Genomic DNA, 18,004 nt, shown 5'->3' with positions numbered 1-18,004 from the left:
CGTCGCGACCGGCTGCCACCAAGAGACGGGCCAAGCGCTCGATCGAGACGGCTCCGTTCCCGGCCGCGCGACTATCCAGCACTTGGTGCCTGCATCCGGGTCACGGTCTACTGTGCACACGCAGTATGCCGCCAAGCGCCTTGAGCGGTTATTCGAACGCGACCCGAAGCGAGACAAGATCGCCAGGAGCGCCGGTGATCGCGCGGCGCCCAGCGCAGGCGTGGGGGGTTGCCGCCGCTATTGCCACATGGTTCGGAGACGAGCCCCCACGTCGATCCTGACATTCCGGACCGCGCCGCTCCTGACATCCTCGGGCCCAGCCTTCGGCCAGGACACATGCTCGAAGTGCGGAAGAACTGACTTCGGGATGAAGCGCGTACGCGCGGCGTAGACGTGCCGATCGCCTTTGGCGGGCTGGCCGTGGACGAAGAAGCGCTGCGGTGTGACGAGATGCAGGGCATCTTTCGCCCGCGTCATGGCCACGTAGAGCAACCGTCGCTCTTCCTCCAGTTCCTCGGTCTGCCCCGCTCCGAGATCGCTTGGAATGCAGCCGTCGACCACGTTCATGACGAAGACGGCCTTCCACTCCTGCCCCTTGGCCGAATGGATCGTGGAGAGGATGAGATAGTCCTCATCCAGCAGTGGCACGCCCGCCTGATCGCTGGTGGCATCCGGCGGATCGAGCGTCAGCTCGGTCAGGAACCGTTCGCGTGAGCTATATCCCGCTGCGATCTGCTCCAGTTGGGTCAGATCCGCCGCGCGCATGCTGGCATCCTCATGGATGCGCTCAAGATGCGGCTCGTACCAGAGCCGCGCCAGTTCGATCTGCGCCGGCCACGTCGCTTGGGAAATGCCCTGAAGCATCGCGACCAACGGACTCCACGCGTCCCCCACCTTCGCGGGGGCCTGCACGTCTGAGAGAGCAGCAATGGGGTCCGGCTGGTCGGCGACCCGATCAAGGATCTTCTGCGCAGAGGCCGGGCCGAGACCCGGCAGCAGTTGCAGGAGGCGGAAGCCGGCGATGCGGTCGCGCCCGTTCTGGGCAAAGCGCAGGACCGCCAGCAGATCCTTCACATGGGCCGCATCGAGGAACTTCAGCCCGCCGAATTTCACGAACGGAATGTTGCGACGGGTGAGTTCCACCTCCAGCGGCCCGGCATGATTGGAGGTACGGAACAGCACAGCCTGCTGTTTCAGGGCAGTGCCCACTTCCCGGTTTTCCAGAACGCGGTCGGCGATGAAGCGGGCCTGCTCCATCTCGTCGCGCACGCTCACCAGTTCCGGCTTCTCGGCGGACAGGCGATCTGTCCAGAGGTTCTTGGTGAAGCGCTCGCTGGCAAGACCGATGACGGCGTTGGCGGCCTCAAGGATCGGCTGGGTGGAGCGATAGTTCCGCTCCAGCGTGACCACCTCGGCAGGCGGGCGGAAATGGTCCGGAAAGTCCAGGATGTTGCGCACGGTCGCCGCGCGGAAGGCGTAGATGGACTGGGCGTCATCGCCCACCACCGTCAGCCCGTGGCCATCCGGCTTGAGGCCGAGCAGGACGGACGCTTGCAGGCTGTTCGTGTCCTGATACTCGTCCACCATCACATGGTCGAACCGCCCACCCATGTCCTGCGCGATCGCGGGTTCGGTGATGAGCTGCGCCCAATAGAGCAGAAGATCATCATAATCGAGCACGTTTTGTGCCTGCTTGGCCTCGACATAGGCGCCGAAGAGCTGCTTCAGCTCGTCATGCCAGCCGCCGCACCACGGGAACGCCCGGGCCAGGACTTCCGCCAGAGGCCGGGTGGAATTTACCACGCGGGAATAGATGGCAAGGCAGGTGCCCTTGGCGGGAAAGCGGGACTGGGTCTTGGAAAATCCGAGCTCGTGCCGAACCAGGTTCATGAGATCGGCGGCATCCTCCCGATCATGGATCGTGAAGGCGGGATCGATCCCCATCTGCTCGGCATATTCCCGCAACAGCCGGGCACCGATCCCGTGGAACGTGCCCGCCCAGGTCAACGCATCCGTCCGCACTCCGCCCTGTTCAGCCAGCACCCGGTTGCAGATGCGCTCCACGCGCTTCGTCATCTCGGAGGCGGCACGCCGGGAGAATGTCATGAGCAGGATGCGGCCCGGATCGGCGCCCGCCACGATCAGATGAGCCACCCGGTGGGCAAGAGTGTTGGTCTTGCCCGAACCGGCACCGGCAATGATGAGAAGGGGTGATGCAGGCCGCGCCGCGCCCTCGGCCACACCGTGTTCGACCGCACGCCTCTGCTCGGCATTGAGCCCGTCCAGATACGCCGCCGCTGCCCCCACCGATCTCAACCCCATGGCCCAAGGTTGGCATGAGACTCGCTGATTCTTGATTTGTTCGCAATGTCGGCGTGCCTCGCGGGCTCGGCGCGAACCTGAACAGTGCGGCTTCCTCGCCAAAGGCGGTCCTTCTCCGGCACGCCAATTCCAGACATTCCTCGTAGATCGCAGAAGCAAATTAAGACCGCACCATTCGCACGGTGCGGCGCGAAGCCCCCCACCGCCGCCATGATCGCCGCCAACGCCTCGGACCGTGCCCTATTGCTGCGAGGGGTTCTCCACCGCACAGAGCTGAAGAGGAAGCCCGGCAAAGCCCACGTCCTCGATGCCCGGACAGCGCCGGAGTTGCGTGGCGAGGACCCCTCGCAGCAACAGGGCACTGTCCGCGGATAGCGTGACCGGGGAGCATATGGCGGCCAATCAGGGACCTTCTGCCCCCCGGTATTGCAATCATTTCGCATTGGCAATTCGCCTCGCCAATGTCGGTAACGCTGAGATCCACGCGTCTTTAGCTGGGCTATCACATTCCTGCGAGAACAATACACGCCCTGATGTGGCATCATTGCAAGCGATGGGAACACTTCTCCCTTCCATCAGACGGGTGATCGTGAGAGTTTACGCTCCATGTTTTGGTGTCGTCTTCATCGCCTGCTCCCGATCCTGGCGGTCGTGGGGCTCATCGTCGGACCGTTTACCGCTCCGGTGAACGCGCTCACCGTGGCGGCGATGGAGAACGTTTCCATGTCCGCGATAGCGGGCGTGGAGATGGCGGACGACATGCCGTGCTGCCCCGACGGGACGCCAGCCGTCCCCGACTGCCAGAAAAGCTGCCCGCTGATGGCGACGTGCATGGCCAAGTGCGCGACCGCCTTGCCCATGCTCTCTCATGCGAGCATGGCGTCTCGGGCCGAAGCGGGCGCCTTGCGGCCCACCAGCGACGTCATGGGCGACGCGCTGGCTGTCGCGCCTCCGGCTCGACCTCCGCGAACCTAGGACATCGCCGGCGCATCGGCGCCGGCTCGTGCCGCCCCGGCAAGGCTCGGGCGGTCGAGAATGCGTGGCTGTCGCCGCGCAATGCCGGCCCATGCGCACGGCACAGCGATGAACCTGGGATTTTCAAGCTATGATGACCATTTTTGTGAAGCGCGCCGCTGCGGCGGCGCTCGCTGCCGCACTGCTCGCTTCGGCCGCATCCGTGGCGCGGGCGGAGATCAGCGACTACGAGTTCCGTCTGGTTGAGTCAGACATCAAGCAGGGTGACGGCGCCATCGTCGCCGTGCGGCTCGTCGACAAGAGATCCGGCAAGCCGGTGCCGGACGCCGTGATCTTCGCGAGCCGCATGGACATGGCGCCGGACGGGATGCCGACCATGGCGGCGCCCATCGCGGCGGTGCCCTCCACCGAGCCCGGGGTCTATCGTTTCAAGACCCATCTGATGATGACAGGCGGCTGGCGCCTCTCCCTCGGCGCCAAGATTCAGGGCGAGACCGGCACGCTCGAGAGCAGGCTGGTCCTGAAGGCCGTGCCGTGAAACGGACCGCCCTCCGGGGCCTCACCCTCGCCGCCCTTGTGGCGGCGGGGGCCGGAGGCTACTGGGCCGGGCATCGCGGCATCGCGATCCCCGGCTCCTCCACCTTGTTTGGCACCACGACCGTCGCCGCTGAAACGCCGCCGCCCCCTTCGGGGCCGGTCGTCTATTACAAGGACCCCGACGGGCGGCCCGCTTATTCCGCAGCACCCGCCCGGACCACCGGCGGGCGCCCCTTCCTGCCCGTCCGGGCGAGCGCAGAGGTGAGCTTCGACGAGACGCCCCCCGCCGATGCCGCCATGTCCGCTGCGGCCATGTCTTCCGGCGGCGGCGAGCGGCGCATCCTTTACTACCGCAACCCCATGGGCCTTCCGGACACCTCCCCGGTGCCGAAGAAGGACGGCATGGGGATGGACTACATCCCCGTCTATGACGGCGAGGCGGAGGACGGTCCCCTCCTTAAGATCCCGCCAGGCAAGCTTCAGCGGGCCGGGGTGCGGACGCAGGCAGTGGAACGGCGCCCCCTTGACCAGCACGTGCGCGTGCCCGGGATGATGCAGCTCGACGAGCGGCGCATCGCCGTGGTAGCGACCCGCAGCCCCGCCTTTCTCGACGCGGTGGCAAACGTCACGACCGGCGACCAGGTGGTAAAGGGGCAAGCGCTGGCGCGGCTCTATGCGCCGGACATCGCCGCCGCGGGAGCACAATACGTCACCGACCTCAATGGCGGCGTGCGGGGAGCGTCTGTGGGCGGTGGGCGCCAGCGCTTGGAGAACCTAGGCGTTCCGGCCGAGGCCATCGCGGAGATCGAGCGCACGCGCAAGGTGCCCCTGTCCATGACCTGGCGGGCGCCGCGCAACGGCGTCGTGCTGGAGCGCAATGCCGTGGACGGCATGAGAGCGGAGCCCGGCGCCGTCCTGTTCCGCATCGCCGACATCTCCTCCCTATGGGTGCTGGCGGACGTGCCGGAGCGCGACCTCGGCGCGGTGCGGATCGGAGCGCAGGCCAGTGTCCATGTCCGTGGCCGGCCGGGCGTTGCATTCAACGGGCAGGTGTCCCTCGTCTATCCCCAGGTGAGCGAGGCCACGCGCACTGCCCGCGTGCGTATCGAGATCGCCAATCCGGACGGTGTTCTTCTGCCCAACATGTATGTCGACGTGACGATCGGCACCGGCGAGGCCGTCCCCATACTCGCCGTTCCCGACGACGCGGTGATCGACACCGGCAAGCGGCAGGTGGTGATCCTCGATCGCGGCGACGGCCGGTTCGAGCCGCGCGAAGTGACGGTCGGCCAACGCGGGGAAGGCTTCACCGAGATCCGCGACGGCCTCGCCGAGGGCGACCTTGTGGTGGTGGCGGCAAACTTCCTGATCGACGCCGAGAGCAACCTGAAGGCCGCCCTGCGTGGCCTTGCGCCCGTGGAGACGCAGCCATGATCGCCCGCCTCATCGCCTGGTCGGCGCGCAACCTGGTGCTGGTCCTGGTCGGCACCGCCTTTGCCGTGGCCGCCGGCCTCTATGCCCTGCGCACTTTGCCCCTCGACGCGCTCCCCGACCTCTCGGACGTGCAGGTGATCGTCTACACCGACTATCCCGGCCAGGCGCCGCAGGTGGTGGAAGACCAGGTCACCTATCCGCTTTCCACCTCCATGCTCACGGTGCCGAGATCCAAGGTGGTGCGCGGCTTCTCCTTCTTCGGCGCCTCCTTCGTCTATGTGATCTTCGAGGACGGCACCGATCCCTATTGGGCGAGGAGCCGCGTGCTCGAATATCTCAACGCTGCGGCGCGCCGCCTGCCCGCGGGCGTGACCCCAAGCCTCGGCCCGGACGCCACCGGCGTCGGCTGGGTCTATCAATATGCCGTGGTGGCCAAGCAGATGACACTCGCGGAGCTCCGGTCGCTGCAGGATTGGGTGATCCGCTTCGCCGCCGCGAAGGCGGAGGGCGTGGCCGAGGTGGCGAGCGTCGGCGGCTTCGTGAAGCAGTACCAGATCGTGGTGGATCCGAACCGGCTGCGGGCGCTGAGTATTCCGCTGGAGCGGGTGCGCTCCGCGGTGGCGGCGAGCAATGCGGATGTGGGCGGGCGCACGGTGGAATTGTCCGAGTTCGAGTTCATGGTGCGCGGGCGTGGCTATCTCAAGGGCGTCGCCGACATCGAGAACGTGGTGCTGAAGACCGACCGCGGCGTGCCGCTTCGGGTGAAGGATGTGGCGCGTGTGGAGATCGGCCCTGATGAGCGGCGCGGCATCACCGAGCTTAATGGCGAGGGAGAGGTGGCGAGCGGCATCGTGCTGCAGCGCTTCGGTGCCAATGCCCTCGCCGTGATCGAGAACGTGAAGGCGCGGCTCGCGGAGATCGCCCCGAGCCTGCCGAAAGGCGCCGAGATCGTGCCGGTCTACGACCGGTCCAGGCTGATCGAGCGGGCCATCGAGACGCTGAAGGGCACGCTGGTCGAGGAGAGCCTCATCGTCGCCCTCGTCTGCATCGTGTTCCTGCTGCACTTGCGCAGCGCGCTGGTGGCGATCCTCATGCTGCCGGTGGGCATTCTCATGGCGTTCGCCGCCATGAGGGCCATCGGCCTCGGCTCCAACATCATGAGCCTGGGGGGCATCGCCATCGCGGTGGGGGCGATGATCGACGCGGCCATCGTCATGATCGAGAATGCCCACAAGCATCTGGAGCGCGCGCCGAAGGACAAGCCACGGGTCGAGATCCTGATCGAGGCGGCGAGCGAGGTGGGGCCGGCGCTGTTCTTCAGCCTGCTCGTCATCACCGTCTCCTTCCTGCCCATCTTCACCCTAGAGGCGCAGGAGGGCCGGCTGTTCGGCCCGCTCGCCTTCACCAAGACCTTCGCCATGGCGGCGGCGGCGCTGCTCTCGGTGACGCTGGTGCCGGCCCTGATGGTGGTGTTCGTGCGCGGCCGGATCGTCCCGGAGCACAGGAACCCCATCAACCGTGCTCTTATATTCGTCTATCGCCCCGTCATCCGCAGCGTGCTGAAGGCGAAGACGCTCACCATCCTCCTCGCGCTCGCCGTGCTCGCGGTGACGATCTGGCCCGCCCGCCAGATCGGCTCCGAATTCATGCCGAGCCTCGACGAGGGCACGCTGATGTACATGCCCACCACCTTGCCGGGCCTGTCCGTCACCAAGGCCGCCGAACTGCTGCAGATGCAGGACCGCATCATCAAGTCCTTTCCCGAGGTGGACTCGGTCTATGGAAAGGCCGGGCGGGCGCAGACGGCCACGGACCCGGCGCCCATGGAAATGTTCGAGACCATCATCAACCTGAAGCCGAAGGATCAATGGCGCCCCGGCGTCTCCCTCGACAGCCTGAAGGCGGAGATGGACCGGGCCTTGCAGTTCCCGGGCGTCTCCAACGCCTGGACCATGCCCATCCGTGCCCGCATCGACATGCTTGCCACCGGCATCCGCACGCCGGTGGGCCTAAAGGTGTTCGGCACCGACCTTGCCCAGATGGAGCAGATCGCCCGCGCCATCGAGCAGGTGCTGCGGGCCGTGCCCGGCACATCCAGCGCCTATGCCGAGCGGGTGATCGGCGGCTATTATCTCGACATCGTGCCGGACCGCGAGGCTCTCGGCCGCTACGGGCTCATGGTGGGCGACGTACAGGCGGTGATCGCCACCGCGCTCGGGGCCGAGACGGTGACCACCACGGTGGAGGGCCGCGAACGCTATGGCGTCGCCGTGCGCTATCCCCGCGACTTCCGCAGCGATCCGCAGGCCATCGCCCGCGACGTGCAGGTGCCGCTGCCGGACGGCGGGGCGGTGCCCCTCGCCGCGGTGGCGAAGGTGGAGCTCAACCGCGGCGCCACGTCGATCCGCACCGAGAACGGGCAGCTCGCGGTCTATGTCTTCGTGGACATCGCCGGCCGCGATCTCGGCGGCTATGTCGCCGAGGCACGCAAGGCGGTGGCGCGCGAGGTGAAGCTGCCGCCCGGCACCTATGTCTCCTGGAGCGGCCAGTTCGAATATCTCGAGCGCGCCGCCGCCCGGCTGAGCATCGTGGTGCCGGTGACTTTGCTCGTCATCTTCCTCCTGCTCTATCTCAACTTCCGGGCGCTCACCGAGACCCTGATCGTCATGTTGTCGCTGCCCTTCGCTTTGGTCGGCGGCATCTGGCTCATGTGGTGGCTCGGCTTCAACGTCTCGGTGGCGGTGGCGGTGGGCTTCATCGCCCTTGCCGGCGTCGCCGCCGAGACCGGGGTCGTCATGCTGATCTATCTCGATCAGGCGATGCGCGAACTGAGGGCCGCGCGGGGGGCGGAAGGCCGGCCCTTCACCCGCTCCGATCTTAACCGGGCCATCATGCTGGGGGCCGTGGAGCGGGTGCGGCCGAAGATGATGACGGTGGTCGCCATCATGGCCGGGCTGCTGCCCATCCTGTGGAGCACGGGCACCGGCTCGGAGGTGATGCAGCGCATCGCCGTGCCGATGATCGGCGGCATGGTCTCCTCGACCGTGCTGACGCTGGTGGTGATTCCGGCCGTCTACGCTTTGGTCAAGGGCTGGCGGCTGGGCGAAAGAACTTCCGCCGACGCGGCGGCGACAGGCCGGACGCCGGCCGGCATCGAGGCGGCTGAATGACGGGAGGTTTTCATGATGAACAGCATGATGGGAGGCATGGGGTGGGGGATGGACCTCGCCGGGCTGATCGGCCTGGTGGTGCTCGCACTCGTGATCGCGGCGCTGGTGAAATATGTGTTCTTCCGGTGAGGGGACAAAAGGAGAAGCATCATGAGGATCGGAGCGTTTGCGACCCGTCGTGCCTTCCTGGCCGGCGCGGCACAGGCCGGTGCTGCCCTGCTCCTGCCATCGGCATGGGCGGCGGAGGGCCTGCCCCGCATGACCGTGACCCGCGACCCGAGCTGCGGCTGTTGCCGCGGCTGGGTGGCGCACGTGAAGGAGGCCGGCTTCCCGGTGGAGGTGCTGGAGGCGACCGACCTCGGACCCCTCAAGGCACGGCTTGGGGTGCCGCCGGCGCTCATCTCCTGCCACACGGCGGAAGTGGGCGGCTATGTGCTGGAGGGGCATGTGCCTGCCGAGGCCATCGTGCGGCTCATCGCCGAGCGGCCAGAGGCGAGGGGCCTCGCCGTGCCGGGGATGCCGGTAGGCTCGCCCGGCATGGAGGTGACCGGAATGGCGCCTGAACCCTACGAGGTCGTCCTGTTCGGTCCCGGGCCGCAGCGCGTTTTCGCCCGCTATCACGGGACGCAGGCGATTTGATCTTGCACCGACAGAAGACCCCACCCATGACCATTCTTGAGGCCACCATCACCTGCCCGCATTGCGGAGCGGCATTCAAGGAGGCGATGCCGACGGATGCCTGCCGGTATTTCTACACGTGCGGGGCATGCGGGGCCGTGCTGAAGCCCAAACCCGGAGATTGCTGCGTCTTCTGCTCCTACGCCGACGTGCCATGCCCGCCGGTTCAGGAGAGCAAATCCGGTTGCTGCAGGCTGAAACCCTGATTGGCATCACCGTACAGCGATGCAAATGGCCAAGAGCGCCAGAAGGCGACATCCGGAATCTGCCAGATGCGCTCATTCGTTCCACGAAATTGGATAACAGCTTTCATTGCAACGAGAGAGTTTGAATATGCAAATTCAAATTTTATCAATCAATATAAGTCATGATATATAGATAGGTAAAATTCCGCACTATATTTTGATGTGAGCGGGCTTTGTCGCGGTGGCCTGCCATGCTTCTAAATTATCGTAAATTGTTTGACCCTCGCTTTTAATTTTATACCCTGACTCTCGCCCGATAGGCCGTCGGGGTCATCTGAGCAAAATGTCTGAAATTTTTCCTGAAGCTGCTGTCGTCTTCAAAGCCTACGGCCTGGGCGATCTGCTTTATGCTCATCGTGCCGGCGTCGAGCATCGTCCGCGCCATCTCGAAGCGAACCCTGTCGATGAACCGCTTAGGCGATTCCCCGGCGAGGGCCTGGAGGCGACGGTGCAGCGTCCGTTCGGAGAGCGCCAGCCGTTCGGCCAGCTCGCTCGTCGACATCCGTCGACCGCGAACGTGTCGAACGGCCCGCTCCGCCTCGAGCAAAAACGGGTTGGATTCGGCAAGATGACCGGCCGGGATGTAGACGGCCTGGCTTGATGGCGTGGTGTCCACCACGGCGAAGTCGGCGGCGATGCGCGCGGCCTCGGTTCCGCAGAGACATCGCACGACGTGGAGGGAAATATCCGTCCATGACAATGCGCCGCCGGCGGTGATGACACCGCCGTCATCGGTGAGCGCGCCCCCCCAAGCCGCGTCCGCGCGAGGATAACGCCGCCTCAACTCGTCGTGCAGCCACCAGGTCGTGGTGCAGCGGCGGTCGTTCAGCAGACCCGCCTCTCCAAGCAAGTAGACCCCGCCGCACGAGCCGCAGGCGAGAGAGCCACGGGCATGCTGATAGCGGATCCATTCGGCGACCGGACGGAACTTCGACATGTCCGGCAGCCTGAGCCCCTGCGGAACCTGTCCTGGCACGAGAACGGCAGACGTCGACGCGATCTCGTCAAGGCGGGCATCAACCTCCAGTCGCCGGCCGTGACCGTCCATCACCGGGCGTCCATCCTCGCTTGCGGTCAGGATCTCGAAAGGCGCTTCGCCCATGTAGTTGGCGATGACCTCCCGCGCCAGGGACAACACGTCGACAAAACCGAGAAAGCCGGAGGCAAGGCATCCGTCGATGCCGACGACGACAATGTTCATGACACGCCACCTCCGTGGCGATTTTTGCGCCTCCATAGGCTAATTCTCCACTCTCCGCCAAGTCCAGCGCTGCGTTACGGTTGCTCGAGCCTCATCCAGCCAGCGCAAGACAAAAGCCATGCCTTCAAGGAAAATCTCTCCCCACATCATGCCGCTGGATCTGGCCGGGAAGACCTGCGCGGCCGCAATCGAGGCGGTTGCCTCGATCGGTGCTCCCTTCATCGCGTTACCTCTCCGGGCTTCGGGGCGAACCTCCGTTTGTGGAGCCTGACAGCTAGGCAGTGCCCACATTGGAAAGGAACGCATCCATGACAAGAACAGCAGGTGTCGTCGTGTTCAAGGCCAAGCCCGGTCTGGGTGAGGAGGCGGCGAGGAGAATTGCGGCGGTGCTGCCCGCGGTGGAGGCGGAGGCAGGCACGACGCTCTGGCTCGTCCTGCGCTCGAGCGCCGACGCGGAAAAGATCTTCCTCGTGGACCTGTTCGACAGCCAGGGGAGCCTCAACGCCCATATGTCCGGCAATGCCGCGCGCCAGATCTTTGCAACCGTCCCCGAACTGCTGGCCGCCGAGCCCGAATTGCATCCGAGCGCAGTGATCGCGTCAAAGCCGGCAGCCTGAGCGAAACGGAAATCCGCGTTCGCAAAGTCCTCGACCTGAACCGCTGTTCCCGATCGGATGGCGGGATGCGTCGAGGACAGCAAGAAGCGGCCACGTGGTCAGCCCGATTGCCCTCTCGACGGGCAACTTCCCGAAGACCGCCCGAGAAAATTCCTCCGAAGCCGAGTGACCTCGGAGAATGTCCCGACGAACCACCTTACAGGCGCGCCGAAACAGCCGCCATCCGCCAGCAGCAAGAGGCGTGCTGGCTCAACTTTCAGGAGAACCGACATGTCCGATCGTCTGATGTCCACGCTGGTGGCCGGTGCCTTTGCTGCTGCCTTCGGCACGCTCGCCATCGCTCCGGCGAATGCGCAGGAGTTCACGGCGCAGCAGAAGAAGATCCAGGCCGACAACACGGTGAAGGTGAAGTCCGGCAAGGTCGAGCCCTGCTTTGGCGTCGCGCTGAAGGGCCAGAACGACTGCTATGCCGGCGCCGGCACGACCTGCGCGGGCACCAGCGTCGCCGACTACCAGGGCACCGCCTTCAAGCTGGTGCCGACCGGGACCTGCACCACCCTCTCCACGCCGAATGGCGCGGGCAGCCTCAAGCCCAAGGTCTGATCGACCGCTCGGCCGGGCCGCGAAGGCCCGGCCCTTTCCTCCCCGCATAGACCGAGGCGGGCGCCATGCCGGAAGCAACTTCCAATCCCTGCCGAAATGCGATGCCGAAGCGGGCCGGCGTCGGCCTGAAGGCCGAGCACTATCGGACAATCATGGAGACCTCTCCCGATATGGGCTTCTTCGAGGTCCATGCGGAGAACTACATGGGGGCCGGCGGTCCGCCGCATCGCTACCTGTCGGCGATCCGCGAGCGTTATCCGCTGTCGCTGCACGGGGTCGGACTGTCGATCGGCGCGGATCGGCCATTGGACAAGGAGCATCTGGCACGCCTGAGACGGTTGATCGATCGTTACTCTCCCGCGCTCTTCTCGGAACATCTTGCCTGGTCGAGCCACGACGTGGGCTTCCTGAACGACCTGCTTCCCCTGCCCTATACGGGCGAAACCCTCGCGCGCGTCGTCGAGCATGTCGATCAGGTGCAGGGCGATCTCGGACGCCAGATGCTGCTGGAAAACCCCTCCACCTATCTGGCTTTCGCCGAAAGTACCTGGTCGGAGCCCGACTTCATCGCCGAGATCGTGCGACGGACAGGCTGCGGTCTTCTGCTGGACATCAACAATATCCACGTCGCCTGCACCAATCAGAACTGGAACCCGATCAGCTATCTCGCAGGCTATCCGCTTTCCCATGTGCAGGAGATCCACCTGGCCGGCTTTGCGCCGGACGCCGATGAAGCAGGCCGTCCCTTGCTGATCGATGCGCATGACCGCCCGGTCGAGGACATCGTCTGGGGGCTGTTCGCCCGTGTGATCGAGCGCACCGGGCCGGTTCCGACACTGATCGAGTGGGACGCCCGCGTGCCCGACTGGCCGACGCTGAAAGCCGAAGCCGAGCGGGCCGAGCTCATCATGGGTGACATCGCCCGCCTGCGGTGCCGGGCACCCGCTTTGGTCCACGCGCACTAATCCGGAGGGAGATCACATGTCGGCACGCAGAATTGCCATCTACTATGCCTGGAGCCGGCCGGACGAGACGGGGGCTCCACTCGACATCATCGAGAACCGCTTTCCGGCGCTCTTCGAAAGTCGCCGCATGCTCTTTCCGCGGTTCGAGGAACTGAGCGATCCGTCGCGTTTCGACCAGGGCATCGCCGGCTTCCTCGACCACATCATGAAGCAGAACTTCGCTGCGTTCGTGAAGCTTGGCGAAGCCGTCAGCGGCCATCCGGTGCTCCAGATCGAGCGCGTCGACGGCGATGGCCGGCTCGTCCCGCTCGGGTCGGAAACCCTCGGAGGCATCGATACGCTCATCGTCATCAGCTTCGATTCCCTGCGAACCCATCAGCAGGCGCTCCAGCCGGAAATCGACTTCGTCCGCTCCTTTCTCTCCGTGCCGGACCACCTCCTGTTCGTTGGCCCGCATCACGACATCGGCGAGGAGGAGGCGGGCTCGCATGAGGAAACGGTGGCGCGGCAGGTGGCGGATTTTCTGCATCACGGCGACAAGACCATCCCGCCCCGACAGGGGTTCGGCGGCTTCGGACGTTCGCTGCTCGCCGGCCTCGGCATTCCCGTCGAGAACCGGTTCGGGCTGCGCCCCGCCGCGGAGCCGGACGGCACCCCCTCGCCGATCGATACGGATGCGTCTCTCGATCGCCTTCATCTGCTCTCGGGCGTGCGCACCTTCAATCTTCATCCGCATCTGCCGCACTTCGAGCGCATGGGCGAGGCCCGCACCCATCTCGACGTGATGGCGCGCCAGAACATCGACCTCGCGGCCCCGCCCCATCCCTTCACGGCCGGCGGCCGCACAACCTTCGACGCATTGCTGCAATCGAAGCCGGATGAGTTCGCGGGCGCCCTGCTGGTGGGCGACGCCACCCTGTGGAGTTCGACGGCCGGGGGCGTCGACAGCCTCCGCACCTTCTGGACCAACGTCGTTCGGCGTCCCCGTCCGGGGGATCGCCCATGATCGGCTCGATCGGCATCCCGGCGTCGCCTCCTGAAGGCCGCGCGCAAGATTCCATCATACATGGGTTCTCAGCCCAGCAGGGCGACTTCGCCCATGCGATCCTCGACCCTCGCAAGCCGGCTCCTGCCGGTCTGGTCGGTCCCGACGGGCGACCGAGCGCGAGACGCTTCGCCGTCTATCGCAACAACGTCGTCGTCGGCCTGGTCGAGACCCTGAAGGCGGCCTATCCAGTGGTCCACCGCCTGGTTGGCGGGGAGTTCTTCGCGGCCATGGCGCGCCTGTACGTCGTGGCTCAACCGCCGGCCTCGCCGGTCATGCTCGATTATGGGGCCGGTTTCCCGGCTTTCATCGCGCGCTTTGAGCCTGCCGCCGTGCTCGCTTATCTCCCGGATGTCGCGCATCTGGAGCGTGCGTGGGTGGAAGCCTATCACGCGGCCGAGGCACCACCGTTGCCGCCGTCCGCCTTTGGCCATGTACCGCCGGACCGTGTCCCGACGCTGCGACTTGCGCTGCACCCGTCCGTGCGCATCGTGAAATCGGCCTATCCGATTGTGAGCGTCTGGCAGGCGAATGTCGGGGGCGACGACGTCGGGCCTGTCGATCTCCAAGCGGGTGGGGGCGATGCGCTCGTTGCCCGTCCCGAGGCAGACGTCGAGATCCGGCGTCTGCCGGCAGGCGCCGCCACTTTCATGGAAGCCCTGCAAGCGGGTTCGCCGATCGGCGATGCGGTGAAGGAAGGACTGTCCGTCACTCCGGACTTCGATCTCGCGCGCACGCTGCGAGGCATGATCGAGGCCAATGTGATCACTGGCTATGACCTGCATCCGGCACGCTCGATGGAGGCCGCATGAGCGCGTCACCGACAGTGTCGGGCAGGACGGTTGCAATGGTCCGTCGTCTGCTGCTCGGGATGGAAACGATGGCGCGGCATGTGGCGCCTCCGGTGTTGCGCATTGCCCTGGCGCTTCCCTTCCTGCGTTCCGGCCTGACACGATGGGATGGCTTCCTGTCCGTCTCGCCGGGAACGCAGTTCCTGTTCGAGGATCAGTTCAAGCTGCACGTCTTCGGTGGCGAATACGCGCTGCCCGCACCGGACCAATTGGCGCTGGCGACGGCGATCGCCGAGATCGGGCTTCCCGCCCTGCTGATCGCGGGTCTTGGAACACGCTTTGCCGCACTCGGCCTGCTGGTGATGACCGGCGTGATCCAGCTGGTGTTTCCGGATGGCTGGGCCAATTTCCACCTCTATTGGGCAGCTTTGGCGGTGGGCATCATAGCCATTGGTCCCGGTGCGATTTCCATCGACCATTGGATTGACACGGGCGTCGCTCGATCCCGTTGGCCGGGGGTAAGGTGATGCGGCGCTGTAGCATTCAACACGGTCCGCAAGGCGATTGCCCGCCCGCATCCGCCGTCTCCGGGAGCTGGCGCGATGCAGGATGACGGGCGGCGGCGTCTGACACTGGTCGCCTCGGATGGCGAGGCCACCGGAGAGAAAGCACGGGGCACGCTGCGGGGGTCGGAGGCCGCTGCATCGCGAGATCTCGACTGGACAATTCTCATGGCACGCGCCCAGGACGGCGATAACGTCGCCTATCTGCGCCTTCTCCAGGAAGTCACACCCTATCTCAGGTCACTGGTCAGGCGATGGCACAAGGACCATTGGGACATCGAAGACACCGTGCAGGACATATTGCTGACCCTTCATTCGATCCGGCACACCTATGATCCCGCGCGGCCATTCGGTCCCTGGCTGGTCGGCATCGCCAGTCGCCGTGCCGTCGACCGGCTGCGCCGGCGTGGCCGGCAGATATTGCGCGAGGCCCCGCTCACCGCCGAGCATGAGGCAACCGCAGCGGCGCTCGACACCAGCGGCGATGCGATCGAGAAGCATCGCCTGGCGGAGGCTCTCGATGGGCTACCGCCGGTTCAGCGAACGGCTGTCGATCTCCTCAAGCTCAAGGAAATGTCATTGAAGGAAGCCTCCGACGCGACCGGGCTCTCCATCGCGGCGCTGAAAATGGCGACCCATCGGGCGCTCCGGAATTTGCGGGCGCTGCTCTCGGACGGGAGGGATTGGTGATGGAAACGGCCGATCTGATCCGCTCCCTCGCCACCAATGCTCGGCCGGTCAAGCGCCTTCGCCCGCCGCTGGTTCGCGCCGTCGGCTGGCTCCTGCTCGCCGCCACGATCATGGGCCTCATGACGGTCAGCCACGGGATGCGTCCGCAATTCGCCGAACGCATGCAAGACGCCGTGTTCGCCATCAACATGATCTCGTCGCTCATGACGGGCATCCTCGCCACCGTCGCCACCTTCTTCGTCAGCCTGCCGGACCGCTCCCGCGGGTGGCTTCTCCTGCCTGTCCCACCGCTCATCGTCTGGCTGTCGACCATCGGCTATCAGTGCTTCGCCGGCTGGGTACCGGTGCCGCCCGGCGCGATCACGGTCGAGGTGGCGTCGAGTTGCCTCGCGACGCTCGTACTGACCAGCCTGCCCTTGTCGCTGCTGATGCTGGGGATGCTTCGCTATGCGGCGGCGCTCCGGCCCACGTCGGTCATCCTGATGGGAAGCCTCGCGGTCTCGGCCATCACCGCAACAGCCCTGTCCATGTTCCATCCGCTCGACGCCACCGCCATGATCCTTGGATGGAACCTAGGCACGGCCGTTCTATTCCTAGGAGGTGCTGCGATCTTCAGTCGGAAAATGTCGAAGGCGGAAGTGTGAAGGTAGATAGAGTGCCTCATAGCGCCAACAGCGGTCATTTGGGCAATTACCGACACCGGACATTGCCGGAACCAACAGGTTGACGTCGCTTGGTGCGGCGGAGCGCCCTCTGAACACGCCAGGCACCTCGTGCTCGATCGTGTTACAAACCCCCTTTCACACCAGCCCTTGCAGGAAGAAAATTCTTGTCGCTTCCGTCTTACCGTCCCGATGGATTCCTTCCTGAGGGCCTTCATGAGCTCATGCCGAGCGAGTTCCTCAGCATCTTTTGCCACTCGGGGATGCGCGCCCACTTCCACAAGCCCATGCACGACGTCTTGGAATTCGCGCGGGCGCGTGGCGCCTCCATGATCCTCGTCGGTGGCTCCTTCATCTCCACCAAGGAGGTTCCTTCAGATCTAGATTGCGCGATTGTCTTTGCAAAGGAGGAGCAGATACCGGATCGAGCCGAGCGCGTGGAAATCTCGGGTGTTCGGTTGGACATGTTCTTCTGCGCCGCCGACCAAACGGGCATGCTGGGCAGCATGGTCCAACTGTTCGCCAACAGTCGGAATAACGTGAAAGTAGGGGTCATCGCTATCCCGCTGCAGGAGACAGTCGGGCCCGAGCTCTGGAGCGGCATAGACCTCGACGATACGACCGGCCTGGAGATCATCCAACGCGCCTATGCGTTCAGACACATCACGGACCGAAACCCGGGGGAGAAGGCGTTAGTCACAATCCATGGGATCCTCACCCATGCCGAATGGAACTCTGAGATCGCGCACATTGCCAGCGCGAATGGCTGGGTGGTCGCCCCATTTACCTACGGCTACGTCGATGCGACTGTCTTTCTCGACGGCAAAAAGCGCCAAGAGATTGTCGACAACTTCCGGAATCACCTTGAGGATATCAGCAGCCGCTACGGCTCCGATTTATCGATCATCGCGCACTCATTTGGTACCTACATCGCAGCGGCCTACTTGTGGGGCTTCGACATCACTCCAGTGCCGATCGACACTCTAATCCTGACCGGGAGCGTGTTGGATCCCAATCTGGATTTTGCGGAGGTGTCCAATTCAGTGGGGCACGTGATCCACGAGCGGGCACCGAACGACAAGGTTGTCCGCTTCGCGGCGCCTGCGGGGCTTATGCAAGTTAAGCTCCTGGGGAAATCGGGAGAGATCGGCTTCCGAAAGCCGGCGGCGAACCTCGAAGAGATGACCTGCGACATCTTCAACCACACCAATGTGATCCGACGAGACGTCATTTCCCGCCGATGGATGCCGCGGCTGGAAATCAACCTCGGGCTGGGGCGCCGTCGGGCGGTGGAGAAGATGAGCGCGGCCGCACGAGCAAGGATCGTCTGACGCTCGCAATTTATTGTTGATGCGGCGAACAACGGGAGCAGGGCTGGCCACGGAGCGCCAACTGCGGACGCTGGCCCCGGAGCCGGGAAGCGGACGCTAAGCACCACCGGTATGGTAGCCCAATCAATCTTTGATTTCCCCAGGCAATGGTTGTTGCTATTGGCTATTTTCAAAG

At 65.1% G+C, this 18,004-nt stretch carries 17 protein-coding genes; 14 read left to right on the top strand and 3 right to left on the bottom strand.

Going from position 1 to position 18,004, the window contains the following annotated elements; genetic code table 11:
- Nucleotides 1–237 precede the first annotated feature (237 nt).
- Together V5F59_RS01010 and V5F59_RS01005 are read right to left on the bottom strand one after the other, a co-directional pair.
- Nucleotides 238–2,307 (bottom strand): UvrD-helicase domain-containing protein, encoded by a 2,070-nt coding sequence (locus V5F59_RS01010; RefSeq protein ID WP_509211153.1) that lies wholly within the window; start codon nt 2,305–2,307, stop codon nt 238–240.
- A 638-nt stretch (nt 2,308–2,945) separates the two neighbouring features.
- Nucleotides 2,946–3,182 carry a hypothetical protein gene (locus V5F59_RS01005; protein WP_393979489.1) on the bottom strand — a complete coding sequence of 79 codons (237 nt, stop codon included), beginning with the start codon at nt 3,180–3,182 and terminating at the stop codon, nt 2,946–2,948.
- Nucleotides 3,183–3,427: 245 nt separating this feature from the next.
- On the opposite strand from V5F59_RS01005, the gene V5F59_RS01000 reads away from it, so the two are divergent.
- The 5 genes from V5F59_RS01000 to V5F59_RS00980 all read left to right on the top strand — a co-directional run bounded on the left by V5F59_RS01000 (nt 3,428) and on the right by V5F59_RS00980 (nt 9,322).
- On the top strand, nt 3,428–3,835 hold the full coding sequence (locus V5F59_RS01000) for a FixH family protein (protein WP_393979487.1): 408 nt from the start codon (nt 3,428–3,430) through the stop codon (nt 3,833–3,835).
- A complete protein-coding gene (locus V5F59_RS00995) occupies nt 3,832–5,268 on the top strand; it encodes an efflux RND transporter periplasmic adaptor subunit (protein ID WP_393979485.1) in 1,437 nt (478 codons plus the stop codon). The genes V5F59_RS01000 and V5F59_RS00995 overlap by 4 nt, the downstream gene beginning before the upstream one ends.
- Nucleotides 5,265–8,438 (top strand): efflux RND transporter permease subunit, encoded by a 3,174-nt coding sequence (locus tag V5F59_RS00990; RefSeq protein WP_393979483.1) that lies wholly within the window; start codon nt 5,265–5,267, stop codon nt 8,436–8,438. The genes V5F59_RS00995 and V5F59_RS00990 overlap by 4 nt, the downstream gene beginning before the upstream one ends.
- Nucleotides 8,439–8,588: 150 nt before the next feature.
- Nucleotides 8,589–9,077 (top strand): DUF411 domain-containing protein, encoded by a 489-nt coding sequence (locus V5F59_RS00985; RefSeq protein ID WP_393979481.1) that lies wholly within the window; start codon nt 8,589–8,591, stop codon nt 9,075–9,077.
- Nucleotides 9,078–9,103: 26 nt separating this feature from the next.
- On the top strand, nt 9,104–9,322 hold the full coding sequence (locus V5F59_RS00980) for a GDCCVxC domain-containing (seleno)protein (RefSeq protein WP_393979479.1): 219 nt from the start codon (nt 9,104–9,106) through the stop codon (nt 9,320–9,322).
- A gap of 274 nt (nt 9,323–9,596) precedes the next feature.
- On the opposite strand, the gene V5F59_RS00975 is transcribed toward V5F59_RS00980, so the two are convergent.
- Nucleotides 9,597–10,562 (bottom strand): GlxA family transcriptional regulator, encoded by a 966-nt coding sequence (locus V5F59_RS00975; protein ID WP_393979477.1) that lies wholly within the window; start codon nt 10,560–10,562, stop codon nt 9,597–9,599.
- A 332-nt stretch (nt 10,563–10,894) separates the two neighbouring features.
- Between V5F59_RS00975 and V5F59_RS00970 the strand changes: the two genes are divergently transcribed.
- The 9 genes from V5F59_RS00970 (at nt 10,895) to V5F59_RS00930 (ending at nt 17,829) form a co-directional block, all read left to right on the top strand.
- The gene (locus tag V5F59_RS00970; RefSeq protein ID WP_393979475.1) at nt 10,895–11,179 is read left to right on the top strand and encodes a putative quinol monooxygenase; all 285 of its coding nucleotides are present in this window, start codon (nt 10,895–10,897) and stop codon (nt 11,177–11,179) included.
- 270 nt (nt 11,180–11,449) lie between these two features.
- On the top strand, nt 11,450–11,782 hold the full coding sequence (locus V5F59_RS00965; RefSeq protein ID WP_393979473.1) for a BufA1 family periplasmic bufferin-type metallophore: 333 nt from the start codon (nt 11,450–11,452) through the stop codon (nt 11,780–11,782).
- A gap of 65 nt (nt 11,783–11,847) precedes the next feature.
- Nucleotides 11,848–12,747: an MNIO family bufferin maturase gene (bufB, locus tag V5F59_RS00960; protein WP_393979471.1), complete on the top strand. Its 900-nt coding sequence runs from the start codon at nt 11,848–11,850 to the stop codon at nt 12,745–12,747.
- A gap of 16 nt (nt 12,748–12,763) precedes the next feature.
- The gene (locus V5F59_RS00955; RefSeq protein ID WP_393979469.1) at nt 12,764–13,753 is read left to right on the top strand and encodes a hypothetical protein; all 990 of its coding nucleotides are present in this window, start codon (nt 12,764–12,766) and stop codon (nt 13,751–13,753) included.
- Nucleotides 13,750–14,604: an HvfC/BufC N-terminal domain-containing protein gene (locus tag V5F59_RS00950; RefSeq protein ID WP_393979467.1), complete on the top strand. Its 855-nt coding sequence runs from the start codon at nt 13,750–13,752 to the stop codon at nt 14,602–14,604. The genes V5F59_RS00955 and V5F59_RS00950 overlap by 4 nt, the downstream gene beginning before the upstream one ends.
- A gap of 35 nt (nt 14,605–14,639) precedes the next feature.
- Complete coding sequence (locus V5F59_RS00945) at nt 14,640–15,110, top strand: DoxX family protein (RefSeq protein WP_393979465.1); 471 nt, start codon at nt 14,640–14,642, stop codon at nt 15,108–15,110.
- 75 nt (nt 15,111–15,185) lie between these two features.
- Nucleotides 15,186–15,836, top strand: a complete 651-nt coding sequence (locus tag V5F59_RS00940; RefSeq protein WP_393979463.1) for a sigma-70 family RNA polymerase sigma factor — start codon at nt 15,186–15,188, stop codon at nt 15,834–15,836.
- Nucleotides 15,836–16,480, top strand: a complete 645-nt coding sequence (locus V5F59_RS00935; protein ID WP_393979461.1) for an NrsF family protein — start codon at nt 15,836–15,838, stop codon at nt 16,478–16,480. The genes V5F59_RS00940 and V5F59_RS00935 overlap by 1 nt, the downstream gene beginning before the upstream one ends.
- Nucleotides 16,481–16,722: 242 nt before the next feature.
- Nucleotides 16,723–17,829, top strand: coding sequence for a DUF6932 family protein (locus V5F59_RS00930; RefSeq protein WP_509211152.1), 1,107 nt, complete (start codon nt 16,723–16,725; stop codon nt 17,827–17,829).
- The last annotated feature ends 175 nt before the right edge of the window (nt 17,830–18,004 follow it).

It is taken from the genome of Xanthobacter nonsaccharivorans, from assembly GCF_043194755.2.
GTDB lineage: Bacteria > Pseudomonadota > Alphaproteobacteria > Rhizobiales > Xanthobacteraceae > Xanthobacter > Xanthobacter autotrophicus_G.
This window is presented reverse-complemented; position numbering and strand designations above follow the sequence as displayed.